We start from the raw sequence: 15,169 nt of genomic DNA, 5'->3' as shown, positions 1-15,169 counted from the left end.
TTTGATTTGAAAAGGATTATGAATGTCAATCCTTATAGAGTAAAGGGCTATTCGTATTTGCTAAATGGTAGCAAATACGAACAGCCCTTTATTTAATTAAAGTAGTAACTTATTGAATAATTAGTCATCGAATAAGCCAGACATCAAGTAATTAGTCTTGTGGATCAGACAGTGGTGATTCATGCTCAGAGTCAAGATCAGCCACTTTTTCTTCTGCTAAATAACCATCAGCGGTTAGCTCTTGCTCATCCTCATCTATGTCACTTTTCTTATCTTCATTGCCTTTTTCAAACGCTTCTAAAACTGGCATTAATAAAGTCGCTTGCGCCAGTGGTAACACGTCCAATGGTGACAATTCGGCCTGACCTAACAGCTGTTTAAGCCTATCACTAGGCAAGCGAATCGTTAAGCATTCATGACCCGTATCATCATAGCTTTCTTCTTGAATCACACCCAGCTCGTACAAAGTATTTTTGAACTGACCAGAATTGTAAGGTAGCGTCAAATCAAACGTCGTCAGCGTACCAGTAAGCAGTTGTTGCACTGCTAGCGATAGCTCTTCCATACCTAGATTGTCTTTAGAGGAGACATAAACGCGATTGGGTTGACCTTCGCTGGCATAACCGATATGAGCAGGTTCATCAGTCAAATCAATTTTATTATAGATATTGAGTACAGGCACATTGTTGTCAATTTCAGCCAACACAGCTTTTACTGCTTGGATTTGCTCATGCATATCTTCACTGGCTGAATCTATGACATGCAATAATAGATCTGCCTCTAGCGTTTCTTCTAAAGTGGCATGAAAAGACTCAACCAACTCATGCGGCAGATGACGTACGAAACCGACGGTATCAACCAATACTACACGACCAACGCCTTGCCAATCTAAACGACGTAAGGTTGGATCTAGAGTCGCAAACAGCTTATCGGCGGCATAGATATTCTCATCAACCAAACGATTAAATAAGGTTGATTTACCCGCATTGGTATAACCCACGAGCGAAATAGTCGGTACGTCTGATTTTTGTCGTCTTGCCCGACCTTGAGCACGAGTCTGTCGCACTTTATCAAGTTTGCTTTTGAGCTGATTGACCCGTGTTTGTAATAAGCGACGATCTGTCTCAAGCTGAGTTTCACCAGGGCCACGCAGACCGATACCGCCTTTTTGGCGTTCTAAATGCGTCCAACCACGTACCAAGCGCGTTGATAGATGGTTTAATTGTGCCAGCTCTACTTGTAGTTTGCCTTCATGAGTACGTGCACGCTGCGCGAAGATATCTAGAATCAAACCGGTACGATCCAGTACTCGAGCTTTAACCAACGCTTCAAGGTTACGTTCTTGCGATGGGGATAAGCTGTGATTAAAAAGCACAATATCGGCATCGTGTTCACGAACCAATTCAGCGATTTCTTGTGCTTTACCGCTACCGACAAAATATTTGGCATCAGGTTTCATACGCGAACCCGTTACCAACGCATAACGATCTGCACCTGCTGAATCTGCTAACAGTTCAAACTCGCCCAAATCATCAGGGTCTTGCATTTGACGAATGTCTAAATGTACTAAAATGGCGCGCTCGCCACCTTTGTGTTTTTCAAAATAGTCCAAAGAGTATCACCTATGAATAAAGTAAATAAACCGCTACTGTCGATATATAAATAACATTAAATGACATTAAAAATTATAAAGTTTGTCGTTAAAGTAGCGTTCAGTTAACCATGTATATGCGGTCTTATCACTTGATATTAAAGGGTCTTAGCATAATTGGTAATGGTTTTATGTTACAGCAATCATTATTCAATTTATTGCCCTAGAATTTTAGTGGTAAAGAGTTGTCTGTATAGTAGTGATAAGATAGTAGTGATAATGAAATAACAGCGGTAAAACTAGAATGGCGGAAGAAAGATATTGTAAAATCTAACTGAGTGAACAAATCGTCACTGACTGAGAGAATTTTGCTATACTTACTACGTTTTTTACAGATATATAACTATGAGGGACACAGATGAGCCAATCTAAGTCAGGCTTTTCGCTCAAGAAACAACTGGGCCGTGGTAAGCAGATCGCCGGTATGACCACGACGATCGCTGGTGGCTTGCGGACAGCGCAACGTATTGGTGCTTTTCGGCAGCCGCCACGCGAAAGACTACCACGCTACATTCAGACCTTTTGTCGTAAGATGGCAGGCTCCTTTGGGGTAAAAGTCGTTGAGGTCGAGCCTGTACCACAGCATCATGGGCTATGGGTATCGAATCATGTGTCGTGGATGGATATTCCTGTGGTCGGTAGCGTGAGTCCAGCGTTTTTTTTATCAAAAGCTGAAATTGGTGAATGGCCGGTATTTGGCAAGTTGGCTCATGCGGCAGGAACCGTGTTTATCAGACGTGGCTCCGGAGATACAGACTCAGTAACGACGCAAATTGCTAGTTTTTTAAATGAAGGCTTTTCAGTCGTGTTCTTTCCAGAAGCGACTACGACTGATGGTAAGAAGATAAAGCGCATTCATGGTACGTTGTTGCAGGCGGCCATAGAAGCCAATGTGCCTATTCAGCCGATGGTCTTGTCTTATGTCAATAAAGACGGCACTTTGAGTGAAGCGCTACCTTATTATGGCAAGCTTACGATGAAAAACAGTATGAAGCGGGTACTCGATAGTAAAGATGTGACCGCTTATGTATTGCCACTTGAGCCGATAGATCCAAATGGTCATACCAAAAGTGAGCTGACCAATATGCTACAGCAGCGTATGCGAGAAGGCTTAACTGAACTGCATACGCGGGTATTGAGACCATCAGCTAATGCTCAAGCGTCCGTGTAGTAGATAACGTTTTTACCAACGGTTTAATTAATACCAAAAAGGCGCAAATCACTATGATTTGCGCCTTTTTTTAAGTCAGTTTAGTGATATCACTAATAAGCGTAAAGCAATAATAGCAATATAAGGCTATGGAGACGGATTAGGCTGGCGTGTATGTACCGCTTCGATAGCGTCTAATACGTCTGAGTCTAAGGTTAGATCAATACTGTCAATATTGGATTTTAGCTGTTCAGTATTGGTAGCTCCAATGATATTACTAGTGACAAACGAGCGCGAATTGACAAAAGCCAATGACATCTGTGCCATATCCAAGCCTGCCTCAGCAGCAATCTTGGCATATTGTTCGGTTGCCGATTTTGCTTGCTCATTGACGTAACGCTCGAAGCGATCATACTTAGTCAGACGCGCACCCTCAGGACGTTTGCCATCGAGGTATTTGCCTGATAACACGCCAAAGCCAAGCGGCGAGTAGGCCAGTAGACCGACATTTTCACGGTGTGAAATCTCTGCCATGTTTACTTCATATAGGCGATTAAGTAAGCTGTATGGGTTTTGAACGGTGATAGGCGCTATTAAGCCGTTTTTATCCGCTTCCCAAAGATAGCGCATGAGGCCCCAAGCAGTATCGTTTGATAGTCCATAAGCGCGAATGCGGCCTTTTTTGATTTCATCATTTAAAGCACTGATGGTCTCTAAAAACGACGTTAAATCCTCTAAGGGCTGTGCTGCCATATCTTCAGTATAACCACGCTGTCCAAAAAAGTTGGCTTGACGTTCCGGCCAATGCAGCTGATAGAGGTCAATATAGTCCGTTTGCAAACGTTGTAGATTATCATCAATCGCAGCGCTAATTTGTTCAGCGTTATAGCGGCTCTTGCCATCACGCAAAAAGCTCATCGGTGACATTTTACTGGCTAATATGACTTTGTCACGCTGTTTGGTTTTGTTAAACCAAGTGCCCATAAAGCGTTCAGTATCGCCTTGCTTGTCTTTATCCGGCGGCGAAGGATACATCTCGGCAGTATCCCAAAAGTTCACGCCCTCACTCAGTGCCATGTCCATTTGTGCATGAGCGTCAGCTGTATCATTTTGCTGACCCCAAGTCATGGTGCCCAAACAGATTTTGGAGACCTTTTCATCGAGTTGTGGCAGTGTTTGGTATTGCATGCGGCTGTCCTTTTTTTATTCTATGTTATATGGGTTTATTATTGCTGAACGATAGTGTTTTTAAACAAGCTGTACTGCAGTCACGCCAGGCGGTGTTACTTTAAATACTTTAACTTTGAATAGTACCGATTGACCAGCAAGCGGATGATTGAAGTCTACTTCTACCTCATCATCACTGATAGCACTAATGGTACCGGGCAGGGTGTTTTTACCTTTGTCCTCAAACTCTATCATCATACCAATTTCTGGGTTATCTGCGACCAGTGCAAATTTAGTACGGCTAAAATGCTGGATGTTATCTGGATTCCAATCGCCAAAGGCTTGTTCGGGATCGAGATGAGCACTGCGAGTGTCGCCAGCGCGAAGGTTCATCAGCACTTGCTCAAAGCCTGGCAATAAACTCTCATCACCAATGGTCAGAGTAACTGGAGTATCACGGCTAAAGGTAGAGTCAACAACAGTGCCGTTCTCAAGCGATACTTCAAAATGTAGCTTCACTAAGCTGCCATGAGTGATGCGGGTGTCTTCGTTGGGATTAATAAATTGGGATTCGGTCATGATAAGGCCATCTGCTAAAAGTGTAAGTGGTGTCAATAAGTTATTAACGATGTGTGAAATGATAAGCCATCTGTAAAAGGTTGTAAGCGTAAATAGTGTAACGCAAATAGTGTAATATATGTGGCGCGTCTAAATGAGAGTAAATAAGTATGACCACCAAACAACAAGGCCATATTCAAAAGTGGCGAGATGATAAAGGCTTTGGCTTTATCGAAACTGAAGCTGGCGAGTCGGTATTTTTCCATGTCAGTGAGTTTAAAGCGCAGCGTCGTCCTGATGTTGGTGAGCAAGTGGTATTCATAGTGGGGCAAGACAATCAAGGGCGCAAGCAAGCCAAACAAGTACAAGAGCTGGGTTTCGTACAGAAACAAATGGCGCAAAAGAATAAGCAAATCCGTCAGCGCAACCAAAAACGAAGCGCGCAAGCGGACTTTGAAGCGGGGCAGAAAAAACGTTCATTTCTCGGTGTTGGCTTTTATGCCGTATTAATATTACTTGCTTTCACGGAAGATCTCAGCTGGCTGGTGGTCGGATGGTACGTAGTATTAGGACTAATCACTTATATGGTGTATGCCAAAGATAAGGCCGCTGCGCAAAGTGGCGATTGGCGTACCCCTGAATCGACTTTGCATTTTTTAAGTGCGCTTGGCGGCTGGGTCGGAGCAATGGTGGCGCAGACTTATTTGCGCCATAAATCACAAAAATCTGAATTCCGAATGACTTATTATTTGACAGTGTTGATTAACTTGGCGGGGTTGTTGTTTATATTGGCGGGTGGGGGTTTGGAGGTTTTGCAAGAGCTTTTTAAAACTAACCTACCCTACAGACCTTAAGATTGGGCAATAATAAATTTATACCAATAATAATAAAACCCGCTATAGAATACTATAACGGGTTTTTGGTGCATACTGACTTATCTCAATTATCAACTATGACGCTTCTTTTCCAAAAATAGCATATCAATAATAATCATAGCCACCCCGATACTAATACCCATATCGGCAATATTAAAGATCGGATAATGCCAGACATCAGCATTATGAACATGGATAAAATCGATGACATGACCATGTAGCAAGCGATCAATCAAGTTACCAACTGCACCGCCAAGTACTAATGCCAGACCGGTAGACAGCAATTTTGCTTGGCGCGGGGCTTTAATCAGATAGACTATTAAGAACAGAGACATTACCAGTGCTAAGCCAGAAAAGAACCACTTTTGCCAACCGCCCGCATCCGCCAAAAAGCTAAACGCTGCTCCATAATTGTATGCCAGCGTCCAGTTAAGAAATGGCTCAATAACGGGAACCGGCTCATGGAAGGTCAAATTGGTTTCAGCCAACCATTTTGTCCATTGATCAACGATAAGGACGACAAGCGCGAGCAAATACCACCGAAAGGCGCGACTACCGTTAGCCACTATCTTTGGCGTCTTCACCAACCTGCCTTTGGGCGTCAGCGAACTGCCTGTGGTTACGTGCGCAGGTTTGGGCGACGACGTTTGAGGGTTAGCACTGTCGGTGTCATCCAGTTGGTCGTGCCTATGCAGACTAGGTGTGTCAGGTGGGCTAGGCGTGTCAGATGAATTAGACGGATTAGGCATAGTGACGCACCTCGCCATTACCGCTCACGTTAGTCACGCAGCGCGCGCACAGCTCAGGATGGGCAGCATCAACGCCGATATCATCACGGATATGCCAGCAGCGCACACATTTAGTGCCATCAGCCGCGCTGATTGTCACCGTTAAGTTTTTCAATTCATCTGTACTGTCTGTATCATTATCTGTTTTGGCAGCAGCAGGCGCTTCATTTATTGGCTTCAATGTGGCGCTACTAGTAATCAGTACAAAACGCAGCTCTTCACCAAGTTTAGCCAAGCTGTCGAACATTGCGGCATCAGCATATAAAGTCGCATCAGCAGATAAGTTAGCATTTATCAGTTTGTTGCCACGGGCGGTCTCGATATGTTTATTAACCATATCTTTGGCCTGCATAATACGCTGCCAGTCATCAGAACTAATGGCACTGAGTTCAACCTCAGGAAACTCATACCAGGCTTGGGTAAACACATAACCATTTGAATTTGCATCTGTACCGTGAAGTACTTCCCATGCTTCCTGCGCGGTAAAAGACAAAATCGGCGTAATCCAGCGAATTAAGGCTTGCGCGATATGATAAATTGCCGTTTGCGCTGAACGGCGTGGTTTGCCATCCGTTTGGGTTGTGTACTGGCGGTCTTTAATGATATCTAGATAGAAACCACCTAAGTCTTGTGAGCAAAATGCAGTGATATGCTGGGTAACTTGGTGGAAGTCCATGGCATCATAAGCTTCGATAATTTGTGCTTGTACTGTTTGCGCACGTTCAATGATGAATTTATCAAGACTGATTAGCTCGTTGATGTTTACGCTATCGGTGGCTGGATTAAAGTCATCGGTATTGGCCAATAAAAAGCGCAAAGTGTTACGGATACGGCGATACATATCGATAGCGCCTTTAAATGCTGTTTTACCCGCGTTCATCTCATAGCGATAGTCATTAGAGGCAATCCATAAGCGCAACATATCCGCGCCGGTTTTATTAATCTCTTCTTGCGGCGTGATGATGTTGCCGAGTGACTTACTCATCTTACGGCCATTTTCATCGACCACAAAGCCGTGAGTCAGTACTTGCTTAAATGGGGGACGCTCGTACATAGCCTCAGAAGTTAATAGCGAGGTTTGGAACCAACCACGATGTTGGTCTGAGCCTTCTAAGTACAGATCAGCAGGGTTAGTCAGCTCATCACGCTGCTCAAGTACAGTAAAGTGAGTAGTCCCTGAATCAAACCACACATCTAGCGTGTCAGTCGCTTTATCATAATCGGCGGCTTCATCACCTAAGAAATCTTCACAGCTGGCATCAAACCACGCTTCGACGCCGCCCTCGCTGATTCTTTGTGCCGCAGTTTCCATTAGCTCTAAAGTGTTTGGATGTAGCTCGCCGGTTTCTTTATGGATAAAGAAGGCAATTGGCACGCCCCAAGTACGCTGGCGGGAGATACACCAATCCGGACGACCGTTCAGCATGGACTCAATACGATTTTTCCCCCATGCTGGGGTCCAATTTACGGCTGAGACATCAGCAAGCGCTCGCTCACGTAATCCTTTGGTTTCCATATTGATAAACCATTGCGGCGTGGCCCGAAAGATAATCGGAGACTTATGACGCCAGCAATGTGGATAGCTGTGCTCAATTTTGGTATGACTCAATAAGTGGCCATTCTCATGCAAAGCCGCGATGATTTTTGGATTGGCTTTATAGATATGCTCGCCTGCAAATACCGCCGCAGTACTCAAATAAACGCCAGTACCGCTGACTGGGTTTTCAACGGGTAAGTTATACTTGAGACCAACAATATAATCGTCTAGACCATGACCAGGTGCGGTATGTACCAGACCAGTACCACTATCAGTAGTAACGTGATCACCTAAGATAATTGGTACTTGGCGGTCTTCAATTAGCGGATGCTGGGCGCGCAGACCTTCAAGCTCACTTCCTGATACCGTGGCTAACACGCCTTGGTTACTCAGCGCAAGCGCGCTTAATGCAGTGTCAATCAGGTCAGTGGCTAGGAATATATTGCCTTTTTCAGTAGCAACCACGCTATAGTCATGCTTAGGATGTACCGTTATCGCTTGGTTAGCTGGCAAAGTCCAAGGTGTTGTGGTCCAGATGACCGCAGCAATGCCACCTTCAATCTCAGAAAATTCGGCAACCTTGTCAGTATCTAAGACATCAAAGCTAACATAAATAGCGTCAGACACTTTATCTTGGTATTCGACTTCGGCTTCAGCCAGTGCTGAACTACAATCTAAGCACCAGTTTACCGGCTTCATACCGCGTGTAACATGACCGTTGTCATAAATTTTAGCCAGCGCGCGCACGATATTGGCTTCTTGGGCGAAGTTCATGGTCAAATAAGGATTGTCCCAATCCCCGAAGATACCTAAACGCTTAAAGTCTGCTTTTTGCAGCTCTACTTGGCTGCTAGCATACTCACGGCATAAACCGCGGAACACCGTTGCCGAAACCTTTTGTCCGACTTTACCGACTTTTGCTTCGACTTTTTGCTCGATAGGTAGACCATGACAATCCCAACCGGGAACATAAGGCGCATCAAATCCTGATAAGGTCTTTGACTTTACAATAATGTCTTTTAATACTTTATTGACTGCATGACCTAAGTGAATCTGCCCGTTAGCGTAGGGAGGGCCATCGTGCAAAATGTATTTATTAGCGCCATCGCGCGCCTGGCGAATCTTGCCATAGACGTCGTCTGCTTCCCAAGCACTTAACCAATCTGGCTCACGTTTGGCCAGATTGGCACGCATTGGGAATACGGTATCAGCAAGGTTTAGAGTGTCTTTATAGTCGTGGCTGGGCTTATCATTGCTTTGTTTAGTCGTGGGCTTATCAGTCATAGATTTGTCAGTCATAAAAAGGTTCTTTATTTGAAGGATGATGTTTGGTTTATAAATATCGATTTAGATAGTAAATTAGTGATAAAGAAAATAGTTATATAAGAAATAGGTCTACAAAATGAGTAGCCAAAATATGCGCTTTTGATGTACTTCTATATTTACTTATGAAGGCAGCTATTATATGACAAAACGGATAGGGTAAAAAGGGCTGGGCAGCTTGGCCATCGTTTTTATAATTTTAGTTGCAGACTTTAATAAATAAGTGTACAACTGTACTTAATAACGGTTTGTTTTTGTGCGAACTTATCTGTGCTAGGTGTTCTATCCAATGACAAGTCACACGCTCACTAACTGCGCTATAACTAATCATCGGACTATTACTGATAGCCATATTATCACTAAAAAACGGCTCGATATTGGATAAATTACATCTCATCAGTAATCGTATCACCGTTAGTCCATAAACCTTTGTTAGTCCGTAAATCGTCGTAAGTCAGCCAGCCAATCAGTAACGCCCCAACAGTATATATCTGAAGTACTTCTAAAACCATCATAGTCAGCAGACTGATAATGCTATCTGCAACTGCAAAGCCGAATAACATTTTATAGCCAAGCGCTACAGCCAACTATTATGTTGGCATATTAAATAGCTTTATTGTCTATAAATTCTAAGCTTTGATTTTAAGCCTTAATTCTAAGATTGATAGTTCTAACGTGGACTATCAAAAATTCCGTCTATTATTAGTGTTGATTACCTAATTTTATGATGACATACAAAAGCCATGCCACCTGCAGCTGACAGTAATCGCTACGCCTAACAGTTGTCTAGATGACACGAAATACCTTCGTCACATTCAATATCGCACAGAGTCACAGCAAATAAATATAACGATTAAAAGTACAATGATCAAATGGAATAAAAACCTAGCCAATCTTTACTTTAACAAGTCTTACTATAACAATTATGCAAGGAGCAATCATGAAAATAGGTATCCCAAGGGAAGTTAAAAACAACGAAAATCGTGTTGGTCTACCACCGAACGGCGTTAGTGCTTTAGTTGATAACGGTCACGATGTTTATGTCGAAACCGATGCTGGTATCGGTTCACAGTTCACTGATGAAGATTACAAAAATGCGGGCGCAACGATCGTTGATAGCGCTGCCAAAGCATGGGATGTCGAGCTAGTCATCAAGGTCAAAGAACCTCAAGCTGAAGAATATCAATATTTCAGAGAAAATTTGACCCTATTTACTTATCTACATTTGGCCGCTGAACCTAAGCTTGCCAAAGCACTGGTAAATAGTAAAGTAACAGGAATCGCTTATGAGACTGTGCAGTTAGCAGATAATTCATTACCGCTCTTAACCCCAATGAGTGAGATTGCAGGGCGCATGAGCACACAAGTTGGTGCACAATTTCTGCAAAGTTTTTATGGCGGCAAAGGAATTTTACTTGGTGGCATTCCGGGCGTGAAAAAAGGTAAAGTTACCATCATCGGCGGCGGTATATCTGGTACGGAGGCGGCCAAAATTGCTATCGGTTTGGGCGCAGACGTCATTATTTTAGACTTAGATCCCAAACGCCTCAAGCAGCTGTCTGAGCTGTTTGGCAATGATGTACAGACACTTATGTCAACCAAAGTCAATATTGCTAAAAGTGTTGCAGAAAGTGATTTGGTTATCGGTGCGGTATTGATTCCGGGCGCAGCAGCGCCGAAGCTGGTCACTGAAGCTATGATTGAATCGATGAATGATGGTGGCGTTGTCGTTGATATCGCTATTGACCAGGGTGGTCTGTTTGAGACTACCGACCGTATTACTACCCATGATAATCCGACTTATATTAAGCACGGCATCATCCATTATGCCGTTGCCAACATCCCTGGTGCGGTACCACGTACAGCGACTTTAGCACTATCTAATGTCACCTTGCCCTATGTACTAGCGCTGGCCAAAAAAGGCTTTAAGCAAGCTTGTATTGACAATCCTGCCTTTGCAAAGGGGGTTAACACGACTCAAGGTCATGTGACTTATAAAGCTGTTGCTGAAGCGTTAGATTATGATTATAAGGAACTAAGCTCGTTAATAAGCTAAGCTTTTTAATTGGCTGTGTTGTTAAACCAATAAAAAATGCGAAGAAAAATAATAGCCTGCTAATTGTGCATGATTGTCGATGTCGATGAAGTGCCTATTTAGCAGGTTTTTTTATGGTTTTAAGCCATTCGATCTTTATGAAAAGACAGTTACTAACTAAGACTGATTAACAGGCAGTTAACAATCAATTCTATAGCTTCTTTTATAGAGATTATTGAGGTTTACATAGGTTTTTAGGCAATACAATCATGACATCGCTTAAAAGCTATCAGCTAAAGTGTCTAATTCTAAAGCTAAAAATATTGCCAGTAAGAGTTATTACTATTTAACCAATTGAACTAAACCACAGCCGCAATTTGAGTGACCATAGCGGCTGAATGCCTGTCAGACCTTGAGTCATCTCGCCATTTTTTAAGATCACATATGATGGAGTTACTTGTCCCTGCCAGTCGGAGAAGATATCACCTTTTTGATCATTGATGGTCGTAAAGTTATAACTATGTTCGCTCAGGTAGCTGTGTAGCTCTTGGTCGGTACCCGACTTTATGGCGATAGTAACCACTGGATAATTTCCTTGCGCCGCAAGAGTGTTGACCGATGGAGAAGTCGTGCGACATATCGGACACCAAGTGCCCCAAAAGTACACTAGCGTCGGCTTATCAGAACTCAACGCTGCCAAATCAACCGCCTGTCCTTGATAGTCCGTAAGTTGCAACTGCGGGTTGGCTGGCATGACCGGTTGCCGCCACCAATTAATCGCGGTATAAACCACCACAAAAACCAAACCATAGAGTAGCACCGTTTTTACTATCGCCAGCAGCTTCTGTAGTGGGCTTTTTTTAGATCCCTTTTTATTGTCTTTTTGAAGACTTGGTGGTTTCTTCAGCTTGGCGCTTACCTTGCTAGTAACAACTTTGGTGTCTTTTCCTGCATTATTGGCATCAATAGTCATGACATCTACTTTTTAGGTTTCTAGGTTTATGATGCTTGTTTTATGAGCTTAAATTGGATAAAAATAAACGGCTGAATAATCAGCCGTTTTATTAAATCTTTGATTAAATCGTTTTCTTTAAGAATTCGATTTGTAAAACCTAAGATTTCAACACTTAAGGTTTTTGAGCCCGACCTTGCAGCGGTTCACCCTGTAGCACGCTACCTGAGTTTTCACGGCGTTCTTCATCGCTTAGATTACTTGCTGAGACCCGAGATTTCTTCTTCCATCTAAGGCTAAATAAGTCATCACGGCGATCAAGCAGGTTATGTACCGAACCTTCATTACGCACATGGGTGAGCTTATCAAGGTTAACATCGGAGAAAAAAATCATTTCAGTATTAGCTGTGGTTTCAGCCATGATGGCGTCATGTGGGAAGGCAAAGTCCGATGGAGAGAAGACAGATGATTGCGCGTACTGAATATCAAGGCTTTCGACTTGCGGCAAGTTACCAACTGAGCCGCAAATCATCACATAGCATTCGTTTTCGATGGCACGCGCTTGAGCACAAAGACGCACGCGCAAATAGCCGTTTTTGGTATCTGTCCAAAATGGCACAAACAAGATGTCCATATCTTCTAGGGCTAGCAAACGAGCTAACTCTGGGAACTCAACATCATAGCAAACTAGAATGCCAACACGACCAGCATCGGTGTCGAACACTTGTACTTTATCCCCGCCTTCAATGACCCACGCGCTACGCTCATGCGGGGTAATGTGAATCTTACGCTGTTCCTCAACAGTACCATCGCGGCGACATAAATAGCTGACATTGTATAAAACGTCATCTTCATCTAATAGCGGCATAGAGCCCACGATGACGTTGACGTTGTAACTGACTGCTAGATGGGAGACTTCAGTCTTAAACCATTCGGTATAACCGGCCAAGAAGCGTATCGCAATATTTTGATCCGTAGACTCACAAAGTCCCATTAATGGGGCGTTAAAGAACTCGGGAAGGCAGGCAAAATCAGAGTTGTAATCGGCCATCACGTCAACGAAAAACTCAACTTGCTGCAGGAGCTCTTCTGGTGACTCGACCTCACGCATCTGCCACTGGATACCACCAATTCGCACCTCAGACTTACGAGTGCTAGGTTTGTAGTCTTTCGGCTCGTAGTAAATATTTGACCATTCCAGTAAGGTTGCAAAGCCTTTTGATTGGGTATCATCTGGTAGGTAACCGGTCAGAATACGCTTGACAATAAAGCCATTGGATAATTGAAATGATAATGCTGAATCATGAATTTCACGCGATTCAACGGCATCGATATATTCACCCGGCGTTAAGTCTTGATGATTATAATAGTTTGGAATACGTCCACCCGCAAGGATAGAGCGGAAGTTCATCTGTCGGCACAGCTCTTTACGAGCGTCATAAAGCCGGCGACCCAAACGATAGCCACGATATTCGGGATCAATCAAAGCATCCAGACCGTACATCGCATCGCCTTTAGGGTTGTCTCTAATAATCTCTTTTTGACCAATTAAATCATCATAGGTATGCGGATTAGAGAACTTGGCATAATCGACGCGCATGGACAGCACGATACCAATCAGTTGGTCATGGTCAAACATGGCAATCTGACCTTCAGGAAAGACATCGATCAAGGTATTAATAGTGGTTTTTGACCACGACCCACCTAAGTCAGCATAAACACGATCCATTAATGCTTTTAATTGGGGATAGTCTTTTTTCTGAATCTCAGCAATCGTCAAATGAAGATCATCTAGTTTTTCTATCTTACTCATAGTATTCCTACTTGGTATTTCTGGCGTTGGTATTTTTTGCGCCTATATTATCCGCAATTTGAGCGTTTAATCTTAAATTTTGTGCTGGTTTTATGGGGTCTTATTTATATAAAATTAGGATAAAAAATATTTGTGTAACAAAAGTCATAAAGATATACCAATAAAAGTATATAAACGTTACAATTATTTATCTTTTTATTTACAATAAGTTATAAGCACACTATCCGATTTTAAGGTGCATTTTATTTGAATTTTAAGCGGGTCATTAAATATTTTAAGCGGTAACTATTATTTAACTGTTAATTGATTACACTGAACCTAGCGTTGATATTGCTCAGAATTCCAAGCGTTGTGTGACCTTTTAGCGCTACCTACTGTGCCCGTTATGATAACAAGCTAAACCGATAATGACAGTTGAACGTGGTAAATATTTGCTACGTTTTTGTGACTCTATTTTTATCATACATTTTATATGGCACTCTTTGAATTTGCTCAATTTGCTCAATTTTATTTATTACCTACTTATTGCTGCTGCTTTTTAGGATTACTTATTTATGTCCTTGCAACATATTGATATGGTCAGAACTTTAGAACAAATAGAAGAATCAGCACTGATTCAGCTGGTTTATGTGAGTAGCATCACTGTGATGGCGCGCTTCAAAAAATCACTGTTCGCTGATGTAAAAAGGCGGGCGGGTGTTAATAATGAACAACGTGCTATTACTGGTATTCTGTGCTACGGGAATGGTCATTTTTTACAGTGTATCGAAGGTGAAAAGGCGCACGTAGTGGCGCTGCTACAGCGCATTTCTTCTGACAAGCGTCATAAGAACGTCGAGGTACTACTGTTACAAGCGATAGATCAGCGCAGTTTTGGTGATTGGCGCATGCGCTTATTGTTCTTAGAGCGCTGGCTGTGGTCACCGGCTACCAAAGAGCAAGCGACCCAACTATCAACTTTTTTATCATTTGCACCATATGACTGGGGGCCTGAACGTACCGAACAGTTTTTACGAGTCATTAAGACCTTTGAAACTGATCCACATATTAAATCGACGGGTATTACTTATAGTGCAATAGGTAGTATGTTTCGTCATATCATCGGCCCGCATCAAGCATTCTTGGTGGTTCAGGGAATTCTAAGTCTGCTTATTGTCGTTGCTATTATATTGTTGTTTTTATAAAGCGCTCTTAATTAACCTGAATTCGGGATAAGTCCTCCATTAAGCTACTGATAACATTCATATTTCCCCAACTTCTTTAAAGCCAGCCACATTTTTGAGGGTTGGTTTGTAGGGAAACCAACAATAAGCTATCAGT

The 15,169-nt window shown here is 42.8% G+C and carries 12 protein-coding genes; 4 read left to right on the top strand and 8 right to left on the bottom strand.

Going from position 1 to position 15,169, the window contains the following annotated elements; all coding sequences use genetic code 11:
- Positions 1 to 151: 151 nt before the first annotated feature.
- On the bottom strand, positions 152 to 1,612 hold the full coding sequence (gene hflX / locus JMX97_RS12130; RefSeq protein ID WP_201558481.1) for a ribosome rescue GTPase HflX: 1,461 nt from the start codon (positions 1,610 to 1,612) through the stop codon (positions 152 to 154).
- Between the two features lie 397 nt (positions 1,613 to 2,009).
- Between hflX and JMX97_RS12125 the strand changes: the two genes are divergently transcribed.
- Entirely contained in the window at positions 2,010 to 2,822 is an 813-nt protein-coding gene (locus tag JMX97_RS12125) for a lysophospholipid acyltransferase family protein (RefSeq protein ID WP_201558479.1), read from the top strand.
- Positions 2,823 to 2,948: 126 nt separating this feature from the next.
- Here the strand turns inward: JMX97_RS12125 and JMX97_RS12120 are convergent, their stop codons facing one another.
- Entirely contained in the window at positions 2,949 to 3,989 is a 1,041-nt protein-coding gene (locus tag JMX97_RS12120; protein WP_201558477.1) for an aldo/keto reductase, read from the bottom strand.
- A gap of 60 nt (positions 3,990 to 4,049) precedes the next feature.
- The gene (gene fkpB, locus JMX97_RS12115) at positions 4,050 to 4,547 is read right to left on the bottom strand and encodes an FKBP-type peptidyl-prolyl cis-trans isomerase (RefSeq protein ID WP_201558476.1); all 498 of its coding nucleotides are present in this window, start codon (positions 4,545 to 4,547) and stop codon (positions 4,050 to 4,052) included.
- A 149-nt stretch (positions 4,548 to 4,696) separates the two neighbouring features.
- On the opposite strand from fkpB, the gene JMX97_RS12110 reads away from it, so the two are divergent.
- Positions 4,697 to 5,380: a DUF1294 domain-containing protein gene (locus JMX97_RS12110; RefSeq protein ID WP_201558475.1), complete on the top strand. Its 684-nt coding sequence runs from the start codon at positions 4,697 to 4,699 to the stop codon at positions 5,378 to 5,380.
- A gap of 92 nt (positions 5,381 to 5,472) precedes the next feature.
- Here the strand turns inward: JMX97_RS12110 and lspA are convergent, their stop codons facing one another.
- The 3 genes from lspA to JMX97_RS12095 all read right to left on the bottom strand — a co-directional run bounded on the left by lspA (position 5,473) and on the right by JMX97_RS12095 (position 9,612).
- Entirely contained in the window at positions 5,473 to 6,150 is a 678-nt protein-coding gene (lspA, locus tag JMX97_RS12105) for a signal peptidase II (protein WP_201558474.1), read from the bottom strand.
- Positions 6,143 to 9,010 (bottom strand): isoleucine--tRNA ligase, encoded by a 2,868-nt coding sequence (gene ileS / locus JMX97_RS12100; protein ID WP_201558503.1) that lies wholly within the window; start codon positions 9,008 to 9,010, stop codon positions 6,143 to 6,145. Before ileS ends, lspA begins: the two co-directional genes overlap by 8 nt.
- Before the next feature lie 425 nt (positions 9,011 to 9,435).
- Complete coding sequence (locus JMX97_RS12095) at positions 9,436 to 9,612, bottom strand: hypothetical protein (RefSeq protein ID WP_201558472.1); 177 nt, start codon at positions 9,610 to 9,612, stop codon at positions 9,436 to 9,438.
- Positions 9,613 to 9,989: 377 nt separating this feature from the next.
- On the opposite strand from JMX97_RS12095, the gene ald reads away from it, so the two are divergent.
- Complete coding sequence (ald, locus tag JMX97_RS12090) at positions 9,990 to 11,105, top strand: alanine dehydrogenase (RefSeq protein WP_201558470.1); 1,116 nt, start codon at positions 9,990 to 9,992, stop codon at positions 11,103 to 11,105.
- 325 nt (positions 11,106 to 11,430) lie between these two features.
- On the opposite strand, the gene JMX97_RS12085 is transcribed toward ald, so the two are convergent.
- Positions 11,431 to 12,057, bottom strand: a complete 627-nt coding sequence (locus JMX97_RS12085) for a protein disulfide oxidoreductase (protein ID WP_201558468.1) — start codon at positions 12,055 to 12,057, stop codon at positions 11,431 to 11,433.
- Between the two features lie 154 nt (positions 12,058 to 12,211).
- Positions 12,212 to 13,849, bottom strand: coding sequence for a carbon-nitrogen hydrolase family protein (locus JMX97_RS12080; RefSeq protein WP_201558466.1), 1,638 nt, complete (start codon positions 13,847 to 13,849; stop codon positions 12,212 to 12,214).
- Positions 13,850 to 14,403: 554 nt separating this feature from the next.
- On the opposite strand from JMX97_RS12080, the gene JMX97_RS12075 reads away from it, so the two are divergent.
- Positions 14,404 to 15,033, top strand: coding sequence for a BLUF domain-containing protein (locus JMX97_RS12075; RefSeq protein WP_201558464.1), 630 nt, complete (start codon positions 14,404 to 14,406; stop codon positions 15,031 to 15,033).
- Positions 15,034 to 15,169: the final 136 nt, after the last annotated feature.

The sequence above is a fragment of the Psychrobacter sp. 72-O-c genome (assembly GCF_904846605.1).
GTDB lineage: Bacteria > Pseudomonadota > Gammaproteobacteria > Pseudomonadales > Moraxellaceae > Psychrobacter.
Note: the sequence above shows the minus strand (reverse complement) of the source record. Positions and strands in the feature narration are given on the sequence as shown.